15 protein-coding genes are annotated in these 19,166 nt (G+C 71.9%); 11 read left to right on the top strand and 4 right to left on the bottom strand.

The genetic code is table 11. The features are described from left to right. The first annotated feature begins 50 nt into the window (after positions 1-50). Entirely contained in the window at positions 51-1,241 is a 1,191-nt protein-coding gene (locus tag ABZ664_RS24315) for an FAD-dependent monooxygenase (protein ID WP_362514154.1), read from the top strand. Between the two features lie 103 nt (positions 1,242-1,344). Here the strand turns inward: ABZ664_RS24315 and ABZ664_RS24310 are convergent, their stop codons facing one another. Next, positions 1,345-2,214, bottom strand: a complete 870-nt coding sequence (locus tag ABZ664_RS24310; protein WP_362514150.1) for a UbiA family prenyltransferase — start codon at positions 2,212-2,214, stop codon at positions 1,345-1,347. Positions 2,215-2,372: 158 nt separating this feature from the next. On the opposite strand from ABZ664_RS24310, the gene ABZ664_RS24305 reads away from it, so the two are divergent. Genes ABZ664_RS24305 through ABZ664_RS24295 form a run of 3 tightly spaced genes read left to right on the top strand, consistent with a single transcriptional unit; the run spans position 2,373 to position 5,351 of the window. Continuing rightward, on the top strand, positions 2,373-3,674 hold the full coding sequence (locus ABZ664_RS24305; protein ID WP_362514147.1) for a 3-oxoacyl-[acyl-carrier-protein] synthase III C-terminal domain-containing protein: 1,302 nt from the start codon (positions 2,373-2,375) through the stop codon (positions 3,672-3,674). Positions 3,675-3,681: 7 nt separating this feature from the next. Next, positions 3,682-4,341: an isoprenylcysteine carboxylmethyltransferase family protein gene (locus ABZ664_RS24300; RefSeq protein ID WP_362514144.1), complete on the top strand. Its 660-nt coding sequence runs from the start codon at positions 3,682-3,684 to the stop codon at positions 4,339-4,341. Further along, on the top strand, positions 4,338-5,351 hold the full coding sequence (locus ABZ664_RS24295) for an NAD(P)/FAD-dependent oxidoreductase (protein ID WP_362514141.1): 1,014 nt from the start codon (positions 4,338-4,340) through the stop codon (positions 5,349-5,351). The genes ABZ664_RS24300 and ABZ664_RS24295 overlap by 4 nt, the downstream gene beginning before the upstream one ends. Before the next feature lie 33 nt (positions 5,352-5,384). Here ABZ664_RS24295 and ABZ664_RS24290 read toward each other — a convergent pair whose 3' ends face one another. Then, positions 5,385-6,242 carry a hypothetical protein gene (locus ABZ664_RS24290; protein WP_362514138.1) on the bottom strand — a complete coding sequence of 286 codons (858 nt, stop codon included), beginning with the start codon at positions 6,240-6,242 and terminating at the stop codon, positions 5,385-5,387. A 172-nt stretch (positions 6,243-6,414) separates the two neighbouring features. Further along, complete coding sequence (locus tag ABZ664_RS24285; protein WP_362514135.1) at positions 6,415-8,250, bottom strand: AMP-dependent synthetase/ligase; 1,836 nt, start codon at positions 8,248-8,250, stop codon at positions 6,415-6,417. Positions 8,251-8,430: 180 nt separating this feature from the next. Between ABZ664_RS24285 and ABZ664_RS24280 the strand changes: the two genes are divergently transcribed. Both ABZ664_RS24280 and ABZ664_RS24275 read left to right on the top strand, forming a co-directional pair. After that, positions 8,431-9,930: a peptide MFS transporter gene (locus ABZ664_RS24280; RefSeq protein ID WP_362514130.1), complete on the top strand. Its 1,500-nt coding sequence runs from the start codon at positions 8,431-8,433 to the stop codon at positions 9,928-9,930. 61 nt (positions 9,931-9,991) lie between these two features. Beyond that, positions 9,992-10,597 carry a trimeric intracellular cation channel family protein gene (locus ABZ664_RS24275; RefSeq protein WP_362514384.1) on the top strand — a complete coding sequence of 202 codons (606 nt, stop codon included), beginning with the start codon at positions 9,992-9,994 and terminating at the stop codon, positions 10,595-10,597. Between the two features lie 73 nt (positions 10,598-10,670). On the opposite strand, the gene ABZ664_RS24270 is transcribed toward ABZ664_RS24275, so the two are convergent. Further along, positions 10,671-12,107 carry a PLP-dependent aminotransferase family protein gene (locus ABZ664_RS24270; protein ID WP_362514127.1) on the bottom strand — a complete coding sequence of 479 codons (1,437 nt, stop codon included), beginning with the start codon at positions 12,105-12,107 and terminating at the stop codon, positions 10,671-10,673. A 75-nt stretch (positions 12,108-12,182) separates the two neighbouring features. Between ABZ664_RS24270 and ABZ664_RS24265 the strand changes: the two genes are divergently transcribed. The 5 genes from ABZ664_RS24265 to ABZ664_RS24245 all read left to right on the top strand — a co-directional run bounded on the left by ABZ664_RS24265 (position 12,183) and on the right by ABZ664_RS24245 (position 19,074). Then, positions 12,183-12,827, top strand: coding sequence for a hypothetical protein (locus tag ABZ664_RS24265; protein WP_362514379.1), 645 nt, complete (start codon positions 12,183-12,185; stop codon positions 12,825-12,827). A 9-nt stretch (positions 12,828-12,836) separates the two neighbouring features. After that, positions 12,837-14,597, top strand: coding sequence for a glycoside hydrolase family 15 protein (locus ABZ664_RS24260; protein WP_362514124.1), 1,761 nt, complete (start codon positions 12,837-12,839; stop codon positions 14,595-14,597). A gap of 170 nt (positions 14,598-14,767) precedes the next feature. Continuing rightward, positions 14,768-15,022 carry a hypothetical protein gene (locus ABZ664_RS24255; protein ID WP_362514121.1) on the top strand — a complete coding sequence of 85 codons (255 nt, stop codon included), beginning with the start codon at positions 14,768-14,770 and terminating at the stop codon, positions 15,020-15,022. Positions 15,023-15,203: 181 nt separating this feature from the next. After that, positions 15,204-17,090 (top strand): dynamin family protein, encoded by a 1,887-nt coding sequence (locus ABZ664_RS24250; protein ID WP_362514118.1) that lies wholly within the window; start codon positions 15,204-15,206, stop codon positions 17,088-17,090. 58 nt (positions 17,091-17,148) lie between these two features. Next, entirely contained in the window at positions 17,149-19,074 is a 1,926-nt protein-coding gene (locus ABZ664_RS24245) for a dynamin family protein (protein WP_362514116.1), read from the top strand. Positions 19,075-19,166: the final 92 nt, after the last annotated feature.

Here is a 19,166-nt window from a genome sequence, read left to right as displayed (position 1 = left end):
GAACATCGTAGGGCTCGCCATCCAATAGTTATTCTATGTATAGTCATTTTATGACTAAGAAAGCACTGATCATCGGCGGGGGCATCGCGGGTCCGGTGACGGCGATGGCCCTGCGGCGTGCCGGGGTGGACTGCGAGGTCTTTGAGGCCTACGACCGCGGATCGGAAGGCGTGGGCGTCTTCCTCACGCTCGCGGTCAACGGGATCGAGGCCCTGCGCCTCCTCGACCTGCACGACCTCGTCCGCGACCTGGGCATGGACTCCTCGCGGATGCTGATGCTCAACGGCCGAGGCAGGCCGCTCGCCTCCACCCGGCAGCCCAGCCGGACGCTGAGGCGCGCCGACCTCTACCTCGCGCTGCGCGACGAGGCCGTACGGCGCGGCGTGCGGATCCACTACGGCAAGCGCCTCACCGACGCCTCGATCACCGCGGACGGGGTGCGGGCGGTCTTCGCCGACGGCGACACGGCCGAGGGCGATCTGCTCGTCGGCGCCGACGGGCTCCGCTCGCGCACACGCACCGTCATCGACCCCGGCGCGCCGCGCGCCCGGCACGTCGGACTGCTGAACACGGGCGGCTTCGCCGACGGCGTCGAGGTGCCGGGCGAGCCGGGAACGAACCACTTCATCTTCGGCAGGCGTGCCTTCTTCGGCTACCTTCTCCACCCGGACGGGCAGGTGTGGTGGTTCGCCAACCCTCCGAGCCCCGTCGAGCCCACCCCCGAGGATCTCGCGGCGCTCACCCCCGAGCGCTGGCGCGCCACGCTGACGGAGTTGTTCAAAGACGACACCGGGCCGATGCTCGACATCATCGGCGCGACGGACGACATTCCGGCCGGCTGGAACACCTACGATCTCCCGACCGTGCCGAAGTGGTTCAACGAGCGCATGGTGATCCTGGGCGATGCCGCGCACGCGGCCTCACCCTCGTCGGGCCAGGGGGCGTCCATGGCGATCGAGGACGCGGTGGTGCTGGCCAAGTGCCTGCGTGACATCCCTGCCACCCCTGAGGCGTTCGCCGCCTTCGAGAGACTGCGGCGGGCCAGGGTGGAACGGATCGTGGCGCACGGCAAACGCAACGGAAGCGGTAAGGCACCGGGAGCCGTCGGCGCCTTTCTCCGCGACCTCACGCTCCCCGCCATCATGCGGCAGGTGGACAGGAGGAACGCGCTGGCCTGGATACACGACTACCGGATCTCCTGGGACGGTCCGGTGTCCGCGCCGCCGGCGGCGGCTCGCTGAACCGCGAGGGGGACGATCACACCGGCCGGATCCCTTCGGGAACGGACCAGGATGCGAGCCTGCCGGGAGCCGACGAGCCGGGTACGGGCCGGGTGCGGACCGGTCAGAGTGCGGTGATGGCGGTGCCGCGCGCGAGCAGCAGGACGACGTCGACCGCGGCGACGGCGATCGCCGCGGCGAAGGGAACACGTGAAGAGCCCCGGCCCAGTGCCAGCCCTCCGGCGGTGAAGGCCCCCGCCACGGCCAGGGCGGCCCAGCCGCCCACGCCCGGAGTGCCCGGGGGCCCCAGCACGAGCAGGGCCGTCGCGGCCAGCAGGGGCACCGGGATCAGGACGCGGACGCGAGCGACGCCGAGCCTCTGCGGCCAGCCCCTCACCCCGGCGGCGAGGTCCGCGGGGATGTCGGGAAGCACGTTGGCCAGGTGCGCCCCGCAGCCGAGCAGCGCCGCGGCCGTCACCGCCCACCAGGCGGGCCACGGATGTCCCGGCAGGCCCAGGGTCACGAACCCCGGCAGCGAGCCGAACCCCACCGCGTACGGCAACCAGGACAGCGCGGTCGCCTTGAGCCCGAGGTCGTAGGCCCACGCCGCGGCGACGCCGACCAGGTGGACGGCACCGGCGGCGGGTCCCGAGGCGAGGGAGAGCGGCACGCAGAGCGCCAGCGCCGCGATGGCGGCGACCCACACGGTACGGACGCTCACCGCGCCGGAGGCGACGGGCTTGCCGGTGCGGTGAGCGGCGGCGTCCCGCGCCGCGTCCACCGCGTCGTTGCACCAGCCGATCGAGAGTTGCCCCGTCAACACGGCCGCGGCCACCAGGACGCACCCGGCCGCGTCGCGCCCGCTCGCGACGGCCAGCGCGGTCACCAGGACGGTGACCGCGACGGTCGGCCCCGGGTGACAGGCCAGCGACAATCCCCGTACGGCCCGGAGCAACGGCCGGGTACCCAGGCGCGATGGACCGCTCGTCGTCACCCGTCGATCGTAGGCGGGAACCTCACGGAGCCGGAACGCGACTCCCTGCCGTACCTGGCCGCTTTGAAAAACGGGCACAGAGGACTTCGTAACGCATGCAGTACACGACAGGTGGGCAAGAGGGAGATGTCCGCTGTTCGCGAGCCGGGGGTTGATAGATGACGCGAATCGTCGCTGTCCGCGGCGCACTCCCGCCGAACCGCCACTCCCAGGCAGAGATCACCGACGCGTTCGCGCGAGCGTGCCTTCCCGAGGGGGCCAGCCGACGGCTGCTCGACAGGCTGCACGCCTCCGCGCGGGTGGAGTCACGGCACCTGACGCTGCCGCTCGAACGGTACGCCAAGCTGGACGGCTTCGGTGCGGCCAACGACGCCTTCGTCGAGACGGCCGTGGAACTGGGCGCCGAGGCGGTGGGCGGGGCGCTGGAGGACGCGGGGGCCGCCCCCGAGGACGTGGACATGATTCTCTTCACCTCGGTGACCGGTGTCGCGGCTCCCTCGGTGGACGCCCGGCTGGCCGGACGGCTCGGGCTGCGCCCGGACGTCAAGCGGATACCGGTCTTCGGCCTGGGCTGTGTCGCGGGGGCCGCGGGTGTCGCCCGCCTCCACGACTACCTGCGCGGCTGGCCGGACCACCTGGCGGTGCTGCTCTCGGTCGAGCTGTGCTCCCTCACCCTGCAGCGCGGTGACGACTCCATCGCCAACATGGTCGCGAGCGCCCTGTTCGGCGACGGGGCGACGGCCGTGGTGGCCTGCGGAGACGGGTGGCGGCCACGGCGTGCCGGGCCGTCCGCGACCTCCCGCGCCGCCGGGGCGGGCGGCGCGTCCGCGACGACGCGGCCCGCCGGGCCCGCCGGGTCATCTCCGCCGAACAGCGCACCCGCCCCGCACCACAGGCTCCCCCTGTCCAGCCCTTCCGTCCCGTCGGCGTCCTCGGGATCCGCGAGGTCCTCCCCCGTGACGCACCGGCTGCTCCCCGAACCCGCCGCTTCGTACGGAGTTCCCGAGGCGCCGGTCGCGACGGCGGGACCGACGGTGGTGGCCTCGCGCAGCCACCTGTATCCCGGATCCGAGCACGTGATGGGCTGGCACGTCGGCGACACCGGCTTTCGGGTGGTGCTCGACGCGAGCGTCCCCGAGGTGGTGCGCACCTATCTGGCGGACGACGTGCACGGCTTCCTGCGCGATCACGGCCTGAGGGTCGAGGACGTGACGGCGTGGGTCTGCCACCCGGGCGGCCCGAAGGTCCTGGAGGCGGTGGCGGAGACACTGCGGCTTCCCGAGGACGCGCTGGACCTCACCTGGCGCTCGCTCGCCGCGATCGGGAACCTGTCCTCGTCCTCCGTCCTGCACGTCCTGCGGGATACGCTCACCCTGCGGCCACCGCCGCCGGGTACGCCGGGGCTCCTCCTCGCGATGGGGCCCGGCTTCTGCTCAGAACTCGTACTGCTGCGCTGGTAGGAGCCCGATGTCCTGGCATCTGTCGTCCTGGTATCTACTGCTCGTGCTGCTCGTCGGCCTGGAGCGCGTCGCCGAACTGGTCGTCGCCCGCCGCAACGCGCGCTGGAGCATGGCGCGCGGCGGGGTGATGTCCGGGCAGGGACACTACCCGTGGATGGTCGCCCTGCACACCGGCCTGCTCGCCGGATGCCTGTTGGAGGCGGGCCTCGCCGACCGGCCCTTCGTGCCCGCGCTCGGCTGGCCGATGATCGTCCTGGTGGTCGCGGCGCAGGGCCTGCGCTGGTGGTGCATCACCTCCCTGGGCCCGCAGTGGAACACCCAGGTCATCGTCGTGCCCGGCCTGGCGCTCGTGGAGCGCGGCCCCTACCGGCTGCGGTGGCTGCGCCATCCCAACTACGTCGCGGTCGCCGTCGAGGGGGCCGCGCTGCCACTGGTGCACACCGCGTGGGTCACCGCGCTGGTGTTCACCGTGCTCAACGCCGCGCTGATGGTGGTGCGGATCCGCTGCGAGAACGACGCCCTGGCCTCACTCGCCGCGGCGCCACCCGCCACGACGTCGTCGACCACCGTGGCGTCCACTGTTCCGTCCACCGTGGCGGGAACCCGGCCGTCGAAGGACGCGCCGGCCACCGACGCTCCGCCGGGCACCGGCGGGACACCGACGTGATCGACGTCCTGATCGCGGGCGGAGGTCCGGCTGGTCTCGCCACCGCCATCCACGCCGCCATGGCGGGAATGGAGGCGGTCGTCGTCGAACCCCGCGCCGTCCCGGTGGACAAGGCGTGCGGTGAGGGGCTGATGCCCAGCGGAACCGCCGCCCTGGGGGCGCTGGGAGTGCGGGTCGAGGGCAGGCCGCTGCGCGGCATCCGCTACCTGGACCGGCGGCACGAGGTGGAGGCGGCGTTCCGCGACGGGTCCGGCCTGGGCGTGCGGCGGACCGCGTTGCACGCCGCTCTGGCCCTGCGGGCGCGGGAACTGGGCGTGGAGGTCGTGCCCGGCAAGGTGGACGGCGTACGACAGGACGGCGACGGGGTCGAGGCCGCGGGGCTGCGTGCCCGATGGCTGGTGGCCGCGGACGGCCTGCACTCCCCGTTGCGCGCCCTGCTCGGGCTGGAGCTACCGGGACGCGGACCGCGCAGGTACGGGCTGCGGCGGCACTACCCGGTCGTGCCGTGGACGGACTTCGTCGAGGTCCACTGGGCGGCGGACGGCGAGGCGTACGTGACGCCGGTGGGCGAGAACCTGGTGGGCGTCGCCGTGCTGAGCTCGCGGCGGCGCGGCTATCCGGAGCACCTGGCGGACTTTCCCGCACTTCTGGAACGACTGCAGGGACCGGCCGCGACCCCGGTGCGCGGGGCCGGGCCGCTGCGCCAGCGGGTGCGCGCCCGGGTGGCCGGGCGGGTGCTGCTCGTCGGCGACGCGGCCGGCTACGTCGACGCGCTCACCGGGGAAGGGGTGTCGCTCGCGCTGACGTCCGCGCGGTTGCTGGTGGACTGCCTGCGGGCCGGCACCCCCGGATCGTACGAGGCCGCCTGGTTGCGGCTGTCCCGGCGCCACCGGTTGCTCACCGGGGCGCTGGTGGGCACCCGCAGGTACCGGACTGCGGGGCGGCTCATCGTCCCGGCCGCCCGGCGGATGCCCTCCCTGTTCGGCGCGGCGGTGCACGCCCTGGCCTGACCCTCACCGGCGCGGCGCGTACGGGAAACACACCTAGCGCGAGACCTGGTGGACGATGCCCAGCCTCGGGGCGTAGTGGTTCGTGCCCTGGAAGCGGATCCGCCACTCACCACCCGTGCGATCGCCCACGGCCCTGGTGAAATGTCCCCGGGAGTCGGTCGTGGCACCGGCCACCTTCGTCCAGCGGGCCTTCTCCCCCGGCCGGTGCAGGATCTCCACGGGCTGGCCGGGGAAGGGCGCGTAGTCGAGGTCCCCCTGGGGATCGACCCTGTTCAGCACGCCCGTCACCCGTACGCCCGAGCCCTCTCTGACGGCCTCGACCCCGCCGAACCTGGTCAGGCGCTTCAGCAGGAAGCCCGTGTGCCCGGTCACCTCGGCGCCGTCCGCGCCTTTGGCGGTCACCGAGACCGTCCAGGGTCCCGCCGGGTACCAGCGGTTCAGGCTCCTCTCCGGGGCGAACCGCCAGGTCTCCCAGCCCGTCCCCGGGCGGGAGCCGCCCCCTCCGCTCGTCGTCCCGGCCGCGCCGGGGGCGAGTCGGGCGGAGGAGGCCGGGCCGGGCACCGGACCGGGCGCGAGGGCCGGGCCCCGGCCTGGCCCCGGCCGTGCGGGCGTCCCCGAGCGGGACGCGGTGACGGGGAAGGAGGTGTTCGCCGAGGCGGGAGGCGCACCGGGCTCGACCTTGATCCTCACCCCCTCGGGGCCGGTGACCCCCCGGGCCACCACCTCTATCACCATGCGTACGGAGTCGGCGGGCCCGACCACGGGGGTCGCGGGGCGCAGGGTCACCGAGCGGATCGTCAGGTCCTCGACGGCCGCGGCCGGGGCTCCTACCGGTACCGGCAGGGTCGCTGCTCCGGCCGCCAGGGAGGCGAGAAGAACTCTCATCGTCATGATCAGGACGCTAGGAGGCCACCGGTAACAAGCAGGTAGAGGACACACGCCCCGTTGGGCAAAGCGAGGACCGACCGCCGCGACCGCTTTCCGGCAGGGACCCGCGCCCGGGGAGGGAGGGGCCCGGCGCCCGGCGACGGCGGGCGCCGGGCGGCTCGTGGACGGCCCGCGATCAGCTCTCGTACATGCCGTCGATGATCTCCGCGTACCTGGAGTGGATGACGCGGCGCTTGAGCTTCAGGCTCGGGGTGAGTTCCGCGCTCTCGGCCGTCCACTCCACCGGCAGCAGGCGCCAGCGCTTGACCTGCTGGACGCGGGCCAGCTTCTCGTTGGCGGCGGCGATCGCGCCCTCGACGGCCTTGAGGACGTCGGGGTGCTCTGCGAGGTCTGCCAGGGTGGTGAACGAGATGCCGTTGGCCTGCGCCCAGCCGGGGGCCACCTCGCCGTCGAGGGTGAGGATCGCCACCGGGTACGGCCTGCTGTCGCCGTAGGCGAGGGCCTGGCCGATGAGCGGGTGCTCCTTGAGGTGGTTCTCGATGTTGGCCGGGGAGATGTTCTCACCTCCGGAGGTGATGATGAGCTCCTTCTTGCGGTCGACGATGCTGACGAAGCCGTCCTCGTCGATGGAGCCCACGTCTCCGGTGTGCAGCCAGCCGTCCTCGTCGAGGAGTTCGGCGGTGGCCTCGGGGCGCCCGAGGTAGCCGCGGGTGTTGGCCGGGCTGCGGGTGATGATCTCGCCGTCCTCGGCGATCCGGACCTCGACGCCGGGGCCGGCCTGTCCGACCGTGCCGAGTTTGAAGCGGTCGGGGGCGTTCGCGGTGAACGCGCCGGTCGTCTCGGTCATGCCGTACACGTCGAGGATCCGCAGGCCGAGGCCGGCGAAGAAGCGCTGGACCTCCAGCGGCATGGGCGCGGCCGCGGTGGCGAGCCAGCCCGCGTTGTCGAAACCGATCATCGATCGGATGATCGAGAGCAGGGCGGCGTCGGCCTGCTCGTAGGCGGCCAGGACCTCGGGCGAGGGGGTGCGCCCGTACTGGTTGGCCTCGACGTAGGCGAGCCCGGCGGCCATCGCCCTGCGCACGCCCTCCTGCTGCTCCTCCGGCTGGGTCGCCAGCAGTGCCTGCAGGCGGGCCATCATCTTCTCCCACACGCGTGGCACGCCGAAGAACAGCACCGGCTTGACCTGGCCGAGGGTGGCGCCGAGCTGGGTGAGGTCGGTGCAGAAGTGGGTGTGGGAGAACTTGAAGAGCGGCAGGTAGAGGCTGAGCACCCGCTCGGCGATGTGCGCGTAGGTGAGGTAGGAGATCTGGGTGCCGTTGTTGGGCAGGTCGGCCATCCGGGTGGTGGCCACGACCTCGAAGAACACGTTGGAGTGGGTGAGCGGCACGCCCTTGGGGTTGCCGGTGGTGCCGGAGGTGTACAGGACGGTGAGAACGTCGTCGGCGGTCACCGCCCGCCAGCGGGCGTCGACGGCGCCGGGATCGGCGGCGAGCGTCTCGCGGCCGAGGGCCAGGAAGTCGTCCCAGGAGAGGAAGCGGTCGCCGGCCGGGGCGCCCTCCAGCACGATGACCTTGCGCAGCCCGGGGAGTTCGTCCAGGACCGGCTCCCACCTGGCCAGCTCGGCCGGTCCGCCGAGCACCGCGATCCTCGCCCCGACGTCACCGGCCACGAAGGCCACCTGTTCCGGGGCGAAGGTCGAGTAGACCGAGCAGGACACCCCACCGGCGTGCACCGCGCCCAGGTCCGCCAGCACGTGCTCGCTGCGGTTGACCATCATGAGCGCGACCGCCTCGCCGGGCTCCAGTCCGAGGGCGGCGAAACCGGCCGCGATCTCCAGGATCTGCTGCCTGGCCTGGGAGTACGTCAGGGTCGACCAGCCCCCCTCCACCGGGTCGGAGTACGCCGGCGCGTCGGGGTTGCTCTCGGCCGCCTCCTTCAACTGATCGCAGACCGTGCGGTTCGCGATCTCCCGCTCGATCGCCGCACGCTCCTCAAGGACACCGGCCATGACGTGCCTCCTGAAAGTGTTCACTTGCACGAGTGGCATGCATCGCACCACACGCCGTTCCCCTCGGACAACCCCCTGAAAGAAAGAAGAAACGCCCCGTCGCGCAGCCGTCTTTCCCACGCGGACGGGACGCGTACGTAGAGTTAGCCTCTGATCACGCGATGACGTTCGGGGGGACGCATGCCATCGGGGAGACGAGCTCGCGAGAAGACCTTCTTCGGGCACCCGCGCGGCCTCGCCACGCTGTTCGGCACCGAGATGTGGGAGCGCTTCAGCTGGTACGGCCTGCGGGCCATCCTCGCCACCTTCATGGCCACCTCCCCCGCCACGGGTGGCCTCGGGCTGACCCAGCAGACCGCCCAGGCGATCATCGGCATCTACGGCGCCCTCATCTACCTCGTCGCCCTGCCCGGGGGGTGGATCGCCGACCGGATACTCGGCGCCCGCAGGGCGGTGCTGTGGGGCGGCGTCGTCATCATGTTCGGCCACATCAGCATGGCCGTCCCCGTCAGCGGCGGCGTCTTCGTCGCGCTCGGCCTGCTCCTCATCATCGCCGGGACGGGGCTGCTGAAGCCCAACATCTCCACGATGGTCGGCAAGCTCTACCCCCCGAACGACGACGCGCGCAGGGACGCGGGCTTCTCCATCTTCTACCTGGGCATCAACATCGGCGCCTTCGTCGCCCCCATCGTCGTCGGCTGGCTCGCCGCGGGTGACCGCTGGCATCTGGGCTTCGGCGCGGCGGCGGTCGGGATGGCCCTGGGCCTGACCCAGTACGTGCTGGGCGCGCGCCACCTCATGGGCGTGGGCGAGCGGCCCGGCCACCGGTTGACCTCGCGCGAGCGCGGGCACTTCACCCTCGCCCTCGTCGTGGCCGCCCTCGTGGCAGGGGGCGCCCTGGCCGCGTGGGTGGCCTCGGGCACTTTCAGCCTCGACGCCTTCTCCCTGGTGATGACGCTGCTCATCGTGGCCGTGCCTGTCCTCTACTTCGGCTACATCCTGCTGGGCAGCCACAACCTGACCGACGACGAGCGTTCCCGGATGAAGGCCTACGTCTGGCTCTTCGCCGCCGCCGCCGTCTTCTGGATGATCTACGATCTGGCCCCGTCCGTGCTGCTGTTCTTCGCCCAGAACAACACGGACCTGTCGCTCCTCGGCCTGTCGATCACCCCGGCGACCACTCAGGCGTTCAACCCGTTGTTCATCATGATCTTCGTACCGGTCTTCGCGGCGCTCTGGGTCCGGCTGGGAGACCGGGTGACCGCTCCCCACAAGTTCTCCGTGGGACTTTTCATCAACGGCCTGAGCTTCATGATCATGGCTCTCGCCGCCATGCTGGCCCAGACGGGGAGGATCTCGGTGTGGTGGCTGGTGCTGGTCTACCTCGTCCAGGTCTTCGGGGAGCTGGCGCTGAGCCCGGTCGGGCTCTCGGTCACCACCAAGCTCGCCCCCGAGGCGTTCAAGAGCCAGATGCTCGGGCTGTGGTTCCTCTCCTTCTCGGTGGGTGACGCGGTGGGCGGGCAGACGGGACGGCTGAGGAACCACATGTCGGAGCCCGCGTACTTCCTCACCCTCGCCACGATCTCCATCGTGGCGTCGCTGGCGCTGCTCGCGTTCGCCGGCAGGCTGCATGCGATGATGCGCGAGCACCGGACGCCGAGCACGGCTCCGCCACGCTGACGGTCCCTTCGATCCAACGGAAAGCCCATATGTCCGGTCATGGGATGATTTATCTGTGAATATGGTGCTTGATCTCGTCGGGATCTTCGTCTTCGCCCTCTCAGGCGCCCTCGTCGGCGTACGCAGGCGGCTCGACGCGGTGGGCATGGCCGTGCTGGCCGAGATCACCGCGCTGGGCGGCGGGATCCTGCGCGACCTGATCCTGAACGTACGGCCCGCGGCCTTCTCCAGTGTCGGCTACGTGGTCGTTCCCCTGGTGGCCACGGTGATCGTGTTCTTCTGGCATCCGCACGTCGAGCGGGTGATGCCCGCGGTGAACGTCTTCGACGCCGCGGGACTCGGCCTGTTCTGCGCGGTCGGCACCGAGAAGGCGATGTACTTCGGCCTCACCCCGCTGCACGCCGTCCTGCTCGGGGTCACCACCGCGATCGGTGGCGGCATCCTGCGCGACATCCTCGCCGGGCAGATCCCCACCCTGCTGTACGACCGCCAGTTGTACGCGGTGCCCGCCATGCTCGGCTCGGCCCTGATGGCGTTGCTCTACACCCTCGCCCTGCACGGCTGGCCGGCCACGCTGTCCGCCGCGATCCTCGCCTTCGGGTTGCGGATCGCGGCCATGCGGCTGAAACTGCGGGCCCCGCTGGCCAGGGGCGTCACCTCGGACTGAGCCGCGCGCCCCGCCCCTGCCAGAGGACCCCGCCGGCTCACAGAGCCGTTCACGGGGCCGTTCACGGGGCCGTTCACAGGGCCGGCGTGAGGGGCTCGGCGGGCCGGGTGCCGTACGCGCCCTTGATCCTGGCCTCGGCGATGCGCCGCACCGCCTCGACGAGGACCTGGGGCGGATGGGTGAAGGGGAGGCGGAGTCTCCCCTCCAGGGTGCCGTCCACGCCGAACCACTGGCCAGGGGCGAGACGAACCCCCTGGCAGGCGGCCGCGTCGGCGAGCGCGGTGGCCGTGGGGCCGGAGAGCCGCACCCAGATGTAGCCGCCGCCTCCTGGCATCGTGAAGCTCCAGTCGGGCATGCGCGCCGCCAGCTCGGCCGCCAGGACGTCCCTGGAGGCGCCCAGGAGACGGGCCCGCTCGGTCCTGGCCTCCTCGATGTCCTCGAACAGCCTGGCCACCACCAGCTGCTCGAAGAGAGGGGTCGCGATGTCCACGGAGGCGCGGAGCATCGCCAGATGACGGACCGTGGCGGCGGTGGTGCGGATCCAGCCGATCCGCAACCCGCCCCACCACAGCTTGGACGCCGAGCCGATGGTGATCACTCTGCCGTCGGTGTCGAAAGCGGCCAGCGGCGTGACCCCGGGCCCCTCGTCGATCGCGAGCTCGCTCCAGCTCTCGTCGATCACCAGGGTGGTGCCGTACCGCCTCGCCGCGGCGGCCAGGGCCGCCCGCGCGGTGTCGTCCATCAGATGCCCGGTCGGGTTCTGGAAGTCGGGGATGACGTACACGAGGCGGGCGGCCGACTGGCGCATCGCGCAGGTCAGCAGGTCCAGGTCACGCCAACCCTCGTCGGGGACGCCGACCGGGACGATCCTGGCGCCGCGCATCCTCGCCAGGCTGATGACGTGCGGGTAGGTGGGCGACTCCAGCAGCACCGGGTCTCCCGGGGAGAGCAGCATCGCGGTCACCAGGTGGATGGCCTGCTGGGCGCCGGCGGTGACCAGGATCTGCTCGGGCCGGGTGGCCACCCCGCGCGCGGTGTAGCGGGCCGCGATCGCCTGGCGCAGCGGAGCGATCCCGACCGGGTCGTAGCCCATGCCGAGCGTGTAGCGGGGATACTGGCCGCCTGCGGCGGCGATCGCGTCGGGCAGCGACGAGATCGCGCTCGGGGCCGCGGCGTGCAGCGGCAGCAGCCCGTCGTCCACGGCGGCGATCCACGGGTTGTCGGCGCCCAGCGAACCCGCGTCGGGCAGCGCGGTCCAGCTCCCCGCCCCCTGCCTGCTCTCCAGGTATCCCTGCTCGCGGAGCAGGTCGTAGGCCGAGGTCACGGTGGTGCGGCTGACGCCCAGGGCCTCGGCGAGGTGCCGCTCGGCGGGCATGCGCACCCGCACGGGCAGTCGCCCGTCGAGGACCAGCGACCGCACGGTCCTGGCCAGGACCCGGTAGTACGGCCTGGCGGCGGGGTCGATCGCGAGGAGGCGGGCGAGCTGGGTACCGCTGAGATACCGGTCCATGGCGGCCATCATAAAACCACTTCTCGAAATTGGCCCTTTCGATCCGGCCGCGTGGACTGGACGATTAACGCCATCATGAGCGAACTCTCCCTGTCCACCCTCGCCTCCCTTCCCAACCGGCTCACCCGCCTGTACACGGGCCTCGCCCTCTACGGTGTCGGTGTCGGCCTGCAGATCGAGTCGCGGCTGGGCGGCAGCCCCTGGGACGTCTTCCATCAGGGACTCTCCATTCACATGGGCCTCTCGATCGGCACCTGGATCATCATCGTGGGCGCCCTGGTCATGCTGCTGTGGATCCCGCTGCGGCAGAGACCTGGAGTGGGCACCCTCAGCAACGTCGTCTTCCTCGGGCTGTTCGCCGACGCGGCCATGTGGCTGCTACCGGCCCCGGACGCGCTCGCCGTGCGCTGGATCTACCTTCTGCTCGCCGTCGTGGCCACCGGCGCGGCGACCGGCCTCTACATCGGCGCCGGGCTCGGCCCCGGGCCACGCGACGGCCTGATGACCGGACTGAACCGCCTGGGTCTGTCCATCCGCCTGGCGCGCACCGTCATCGAGGTCACCGTGCTGGTGGCGGGCTGGTTGCTCGGCGGGACCGTGGGGGTGGGAACGCTGGTCTTCGCCCTCGCCATCGGGCCGCTGACCCAGTTCTTCATGCCCAGGACGCGGCCGGGCGCCCGGTTTTTCCGGAGGCCGCCATGGACCGTGCGGAGGCATTAGCGTCAAGGCATGTGGATTGAGGACTACGCTCTCATCGGCGACATGCAGTCGGCGGCCCTGGTCGGCCGGAACGGCTCCATCGACTGGCTTTGCCTGCCGCGCTTCGACTCGCCCTCCTGCTTCGGGGCGCTGCTCGGCGACAGGGAGAACGGCCAGTGGTGGATCGGTCCCGCGCACGCCGAGCGGCCGCGCGCCACCCGGCGCCGCTACCGGGGCGAGTCCCTCATCCTGGAAAGCGAGTGGGACACCCCGGACGGCACGGTCAGGGTGACCGACTTCATGCCCACCCGGCACACCAACCCCGACCTGGTGAGGATCGTGGAGGGCGTGTCCGGGACGGTACGGATGGCCACCGAGATCCGCGTCCGCTTCGACTACGGCCGCATCGTGCCCTGGGTGCGCCGCAGCGACGGCCTCCTGCAGGCCATCGGCGGGCCCGACTCCGTGTGGCTGCACTCCCCCGTCCCGCTGGAGGGCGGCGACTACGCCCACCGGGCGAAGTTCGAGGTCTCCGAGGGCGACAGCATGGCGTTCGTCTTCACCTGGCACCCCTCGCACGAACCCAGGCCCGTCGAGATCGACCCGTACGAGCAGCTGGCCGAGACCGATTCGCTGTGGGCCGAGTGGGTCGAGGGATGCACCTACCAGGGGCCGTGGCGCGAGGCCGTGGTCCGCTCGCTCATCACGCTCAAGGCGCTCACGTACGCCCCCACCGGCGGCATCGTCGCCGCCCCGACCACCTCGCTGCCCGAGGACCTCGGCGGCGTCCGCAACTGGGACTACCGCTACTGCTGGCTGCGCGACGCCACCATGACCCTGGACGCCCTGATCGGCGCCGGATACCTGGAGGAGGCGGGCGCATGGCGGTCCTGGTTGCTGCGGGCCATAGCGGGCCGCGCCCAGGACCTGCAGATCATGTACGGCGTCGCGGGGGAGCGCAGGCTGACGGAGCAGGAGCTCGACTGGCTGCCCGGCTACGAGAACTCCCGGCCGGTCAGGATCGGCAACGGCGCGGTCGACCAGCTCCAGCTGGACGTCTACGGCGAGGTGATGAACTCCCTGCACCTGTCCCGCGTCTCGGGCCTTGAGGCGGACCATCGGGCGTGGACCCTCCAGTACGAGCTGATCTCCTACGTCGAGAAGCACTGGGAGGACGCGGACGAGGGGCTGTGGGAGGTCCGCGGCCCGCGCAGGCACTTCGTCCACTCCAAGGTCATGTGCTGGGTCGCCGTCGACAGGGCGATCAGGCAGGTGGAGTCCTTCGGCAAGTCCGCCCCGCTGGCGCGCTGGAAGGAGCTGCGCGACCGCATCCACGCCGAGATCTGCGACAAGGGCTTCGACCCGGGGCGTCGCACCTTCACCCAGTCGTACGGCTCGCAGGAGCTGGACGCGTCCCTGCTGCTCATCCCGATCGTCGGCTTCCTGCCCCCGGAGGACCCCCGCGTGGTCGGGACGGTGGAGGCGATCCAGCGCGAGCTGATGGTCGACGGCTTCGTGCTGCGCTACCCGGTCTCCCCCGACAACGACGTGGACGGCCTGCCCGGCGGTGAGGGCGCGTTCCTGGCGTGCAGCTTCTGGCTGGCCGAGGCCCTCGCGATGATCGGCCGCAAGGACGAGGCCGTCGAGTTGTTCGAGCGCCTGCTGGCCCTGCGCAACGACGTCGGCCTGCTCGCCGAGGAGTACGACCCCCGATACGGCCGGATGGTCGGCAACTTCCCGCAGGCGTTCAGCCACGTTCCACTGATCCACGCCGCCCGCGCGCTCAGCTGAGCCGACGACACCCAGACTCTTTCATCCCACTTCATCCCTCTTAGTCCGAATAAGTCATGACAGGCAGCCGACTTTTCGGAAATTTGCTAAGAAATCTGGGATCTGGCTGCAACAATCCGGTGCGATCGTGACTCTCACCCGATGTAACACCACCGGAAAGGAACGAACCAATGAGCGATTTCGACGTGACCACCACTGATCTGGTCGACTACGACGGCGACGGGAGCACCGACGCCCAGCTGATCGACGTCGACGGTGACGGTCTCGCCGACGAGGAGCGCTACGACATCGACGGCGACGGCGTCACCGATGTCGTCTACCTCGACCACGACGGCGACGGCTACATCGACGAGACCCGCGTCGACCTGAACGGCGACGGAGTCGCCGACTACACCGAGACCGTGGGGCCCTTCCCGACCGTCTGACCGAAAGAGAACGGCACGAGCCCGTGTGATCTCACCGCGAGGGGACCCGGATCCGGGTCACACGGGCGGGCCGACGAGGAAGGCTTGCGATGAGGACGCGACCCGCGGTCCTTCCCCCGTTCCCGGTTCGGGCGACGCCCGCCGAGAGCGGGAACACGCCGGGCGGCCGGGACGGTGAGGTGTGAACACCGGACCCGCGGACCTGCTGCGCCGCCTGTGCGACACCACCTCGGCCAGGCTTTCCGGCGCCGAGCTGCGCGAGCGGGTGGGGCAGGTGCGCGCCGGCCTCGACGCCCCGCTGCGGGTCGCGGTGGCGGGCGCGGTGAGCAGCGGCAAGTCGACGCTGGTGAACGCCCTGCTCGGACTGCCCGTCGCCCCGGTGGACGCGGGCGAGTGCACCTTCGTGGTGACCCAGTACGAGTACGGCGAGGACGACGGCCACATCACGATCGAGCTCACCGACGGCGGGGTGGCCCACTCCCGGCTGCTGCCGGGGCATCGGCTCCCCTCCGAGTTCGGCGTCGACGTGGCCGGGATCCGACGCCTGCGGGTCACCCTGAATCTGCCGTCGCTGCGCACGATCACCATCGTCGACACCCCCGGCATGAACACGGTGACGGCCGCCAACGAGCGGGCGGCCAGAAGCATGCTGTTCGGCTCGGGAGACGAGGACGACCGCGCGCAGGCGATGATCTACGTGCTGCGTTACGTCCAGAAGTTCGACGACACCACCCTCGCCGAGTTCCGCGGGCTCACCGACGCCTGCGGCATGAGCTGCGTCAACACCCTCGCCGTGCTCGGCCAGATCGACCGGCGCGGCGACGAGGGCGACCCGTGGCCGACCGCGAGGCGGCTGGCCGCCAAGGGGTACGCGGACCTGCGCACCTCCGTCTTCGACGTGGTCCCGGTGATCGGCCTGCTCGCCGAGACCGCGCGGGCCCACCCGCTGGACACCGAGGAGGCCGAGGCCCTCACGGCGCTGGCCGGGCTCGACGAGGACGACCTGGAGGACTACCTCCTGGACCTGGACGACTTCCGCTCGGCGCCCGAGCTGCCCGTACCGGCCGAGGTGCGGCACCGGCTGGTGGAACGGCTGCACCGCTACGGCATCACCAGCGCGGTGGACGCGGTGCGCGCGACCGGCACCGCCGACCCCGAGGTGCTCTCCGCCCACCTGCTGGAGCGCTCGGGTTACTCCTCCGCCGGCCGGGCCGCGACCGGCTCGGTGGCCGCGGGCATCACCCACTTCGCCCGCCGCGCCGACCAGCTGAAGGCACTCGACGCGCTCACCCGGCTTCGCGCGATCGCCCGCACACCCGCGATGGGGGCCGACCGCGCCACCTTGGACGCGCTGGCGGCCCAGCTCGACGAGAACCGGCCGATCGCGACCTCCCTGGGCGGCCTGCGGATCTTCACCGCCGCCGAGGCGCTCGGCCGCGGCACGCTCGTGCTGGACGAGGAGATGACCGCCGAGCTCCTGCGTCTCGCCCGCCACGACGACCCCGCGGAGCAGCTGGGCCTGCCCGCGGGAGCCCCGGCCGCGGAGATCGCCGCCGCGGCCACGGCGGCGGCGATGCGCTGGCGCACCCTCGCCATGATGAGCGAGGGCAGGACCGGCGGGCACCGGGCCAGGGACGTGCTGACCGTCCTGGAGGACCTCGTCTCGGCGGCGCTGGACGAGGTGGCTCTGGAGGAGGCGGCTCCAAAGGAGGCGTCGAGCGGGTCCGCGCGGGACGGGCGGGCGTCCTCCGCGGGTGCCGGGGGCGGCGAACCGCTCCCGGTGGTCCGCGTGGACCCCGCCGCGATCGAGGCGCTGCGGGCCTCCCCCATGGTCCCCGCCGACGACCGGCGGGCACTGGAACTCCTTCTTTCCGGATCCGAACTGGCCACCCAGCTCGGGGCGCCGCCCGGGGCACCGCGCGCCGAGGTCGCGGGGTACGCCGCCGCCCTCAGTGCCCGGTTCCGTACCCTCACCCACCGGCCGCTCTCCCTGCGGCAGCGACGGGCGGCCGAGACGCTGTGCGAGGCGTACGAGACCATCTGGTCACACTACGGCGACGGTTCCTGAGTACGGCTCCGGCCCATCCCCCGCGACCCCCGACCATCCTCGACAGGAGAGACCGACCATGACGACCCCCGACCCGGCAGGCCCCGTGGCCAGGCTGCTGCGCTACGCCAACGAGGTCCACGCGCTGGCCGGGCAGTGCGGCAGGAAGGACCTCGCGGAGGTGCTGGCCGCGTGCGCGGGCCGATGGAAGGACGAGTGCACCGACATCGTGGTCGCCGGGGCACAGAAGCGCGGCAAGAGCCGGCTGCTCAACACGCTGGTGTCCCACCCCGACCTGCTGCCCGTCGACGCCGATGTCGCCACCAACTGCTTCCTGTCGCTGCGGCGCGGCCCCCGGCTCGCCGCCGTCGTGCACCGCGGCACCGACGCGGGGCCGGTCCAGATGCCGATCACCATCGAGTCGATCCCCGACTACGCCTCGATGCGCGGCGACGCGGGCAAGCGCCGCGACGTCGTCAGCGTCGACATCACCCTCGACAACCCGCTGCTCGACGGCCTGCGGCTGCTCGACACCCCCGGCGTGGACAGCCTGACGGTGGGCCACCGGCAGGTGACGGTGGCCATGCTGCAACGGGCCGACGCGCTGTTGTTCACGCTCAGCGCGCAGGACCAGCCGGTGCTCAGGCACGAGCTGGAGTTCCTCGCCGAGGCCGCCGAACGGGTTCAGGCCATCGCGTTCGTCCTGACGAAGGTGGAGGACTCGGCCAACTGGCGCGCTCTGCAGGAGGAGAACAAGGCGCGCCTCGCGACCTTCGTCACCGAGGCGATCGCGGCGAACCCCCGCAGGGCGGCGACGCTCGCCCCACTCCTGGAGGCGCCGTGGATCCCGGTGAGCGCCAAGCTCGCCGAGGCCGCGGAGGCCAAGCGGCGTGAGGGACGCACCGAGCGCGCCGACACGCTGCGGGCGCGCAGTGGCATGGACGTGCTGGAGCGGTACCTGCGCGGCTTCGCCGAGGGCAGGGACTCCGCGCGGGGCGCCACGGTGGTCGCCGCCGCGCTGTCGGTGCTGGCCTCGCTCGCGACCGGCGCGAAGGACGACGTCGCCGCGGGCTCCGACGACGAGGGCGACGTCACGGCCCGGCTCGCCGAGGTGGACGCCGGCCTGGCGGAGCTCGCCGAGCTGGCGGGGCGCCGCAGAGCGGGCGCGGTGGCCAACACCTTCCTCGGGCGCGAGGTGGCGGGCATCGTGGCGGCGCGGGTGTCCGAGATCCGCCAGCCGTACGAGAACACGATCGCCACGCTGAAAAAGCAGGCCCAGATCGACCAGTACATGGCGGAACTACCGGAAAGCGTGCAGCGCTCGCTGGAGGCGGCGTGGTCGCAGATCGTCTACGACGTGGAGAAGCTGTCCAGGACCACGCTGGACGCCTTCGCCCGCGATCTCGGCCTCGACCCGGTCGATTTGGCCACCGACGGGCGCGCGATGCCCAGCCTGTCGCAGGTCCAGGTCAGGGGCGACCTCGCCGCGGACGACCCCGGCAGCGTGGATCTGGTCCGTGACGTGCTGCCCTCGGCCTCGATCGGGTTGTCCCTGGGCGGATTCGCCACGGCCCTGCTCGGCCCGGTGGGCTTCATCCTCGTCGCCCCGGCCATCGGGGCGGCCATCTTCATGGGGCGGCGCTCGATGGAGAAGGTGCAGCGCAGCCAGGCGGCGATCAGGGGAGCGCTGCGCGACCAGTTCTCGGTGGTCGCCAGGGAGATGACGCTCGACCTGGAGCGGATGGTGGCGACCTGGCGGGTGGGCGTCGAGCAGACCGCGGACGAGAGCCTGGCACGGCGCCGCAGGGAGCTGGAGACCAGGCGGGCCGAGCTGAAGTCCGCCTCCGCCCGCTCGGCCGCCGAGCGTCTCAAGGCTCGCAAGTCGGGCGAGGATCGCATCGCCGCGATCGGCACCCTCACCAAGCGCGGCGAAGAGCTCCGCAGGGAACTGGCCACCGCGGTGGCCGCCCTGGGCGCGGAACGGCCGGTGCCCGCCGCGACCTGACCGGTCATCTCCCGGTCGCGCGATCGCGGCCGGGGCCTGTCCCGCCGTCCGGCGGCCGCCGGAACGACGACGCCGCAGCGGTCTTCGTCCCG

Source organism: Streptosporangium sp. NPDC006930 (assembly GCF_040635605.1).
In the GTDB taxonomy this organism is placed as follows: domain Bacteria; phylum Actinomycetota; class Actinomycetes; order Streptosporangiales; family Streptosporangiaceae; genus Streptosporangium.
Note: the sequence above shows the minus strand (reverse complement) of the source record. Positions and strands in the feature narration are given on the sequence as shown.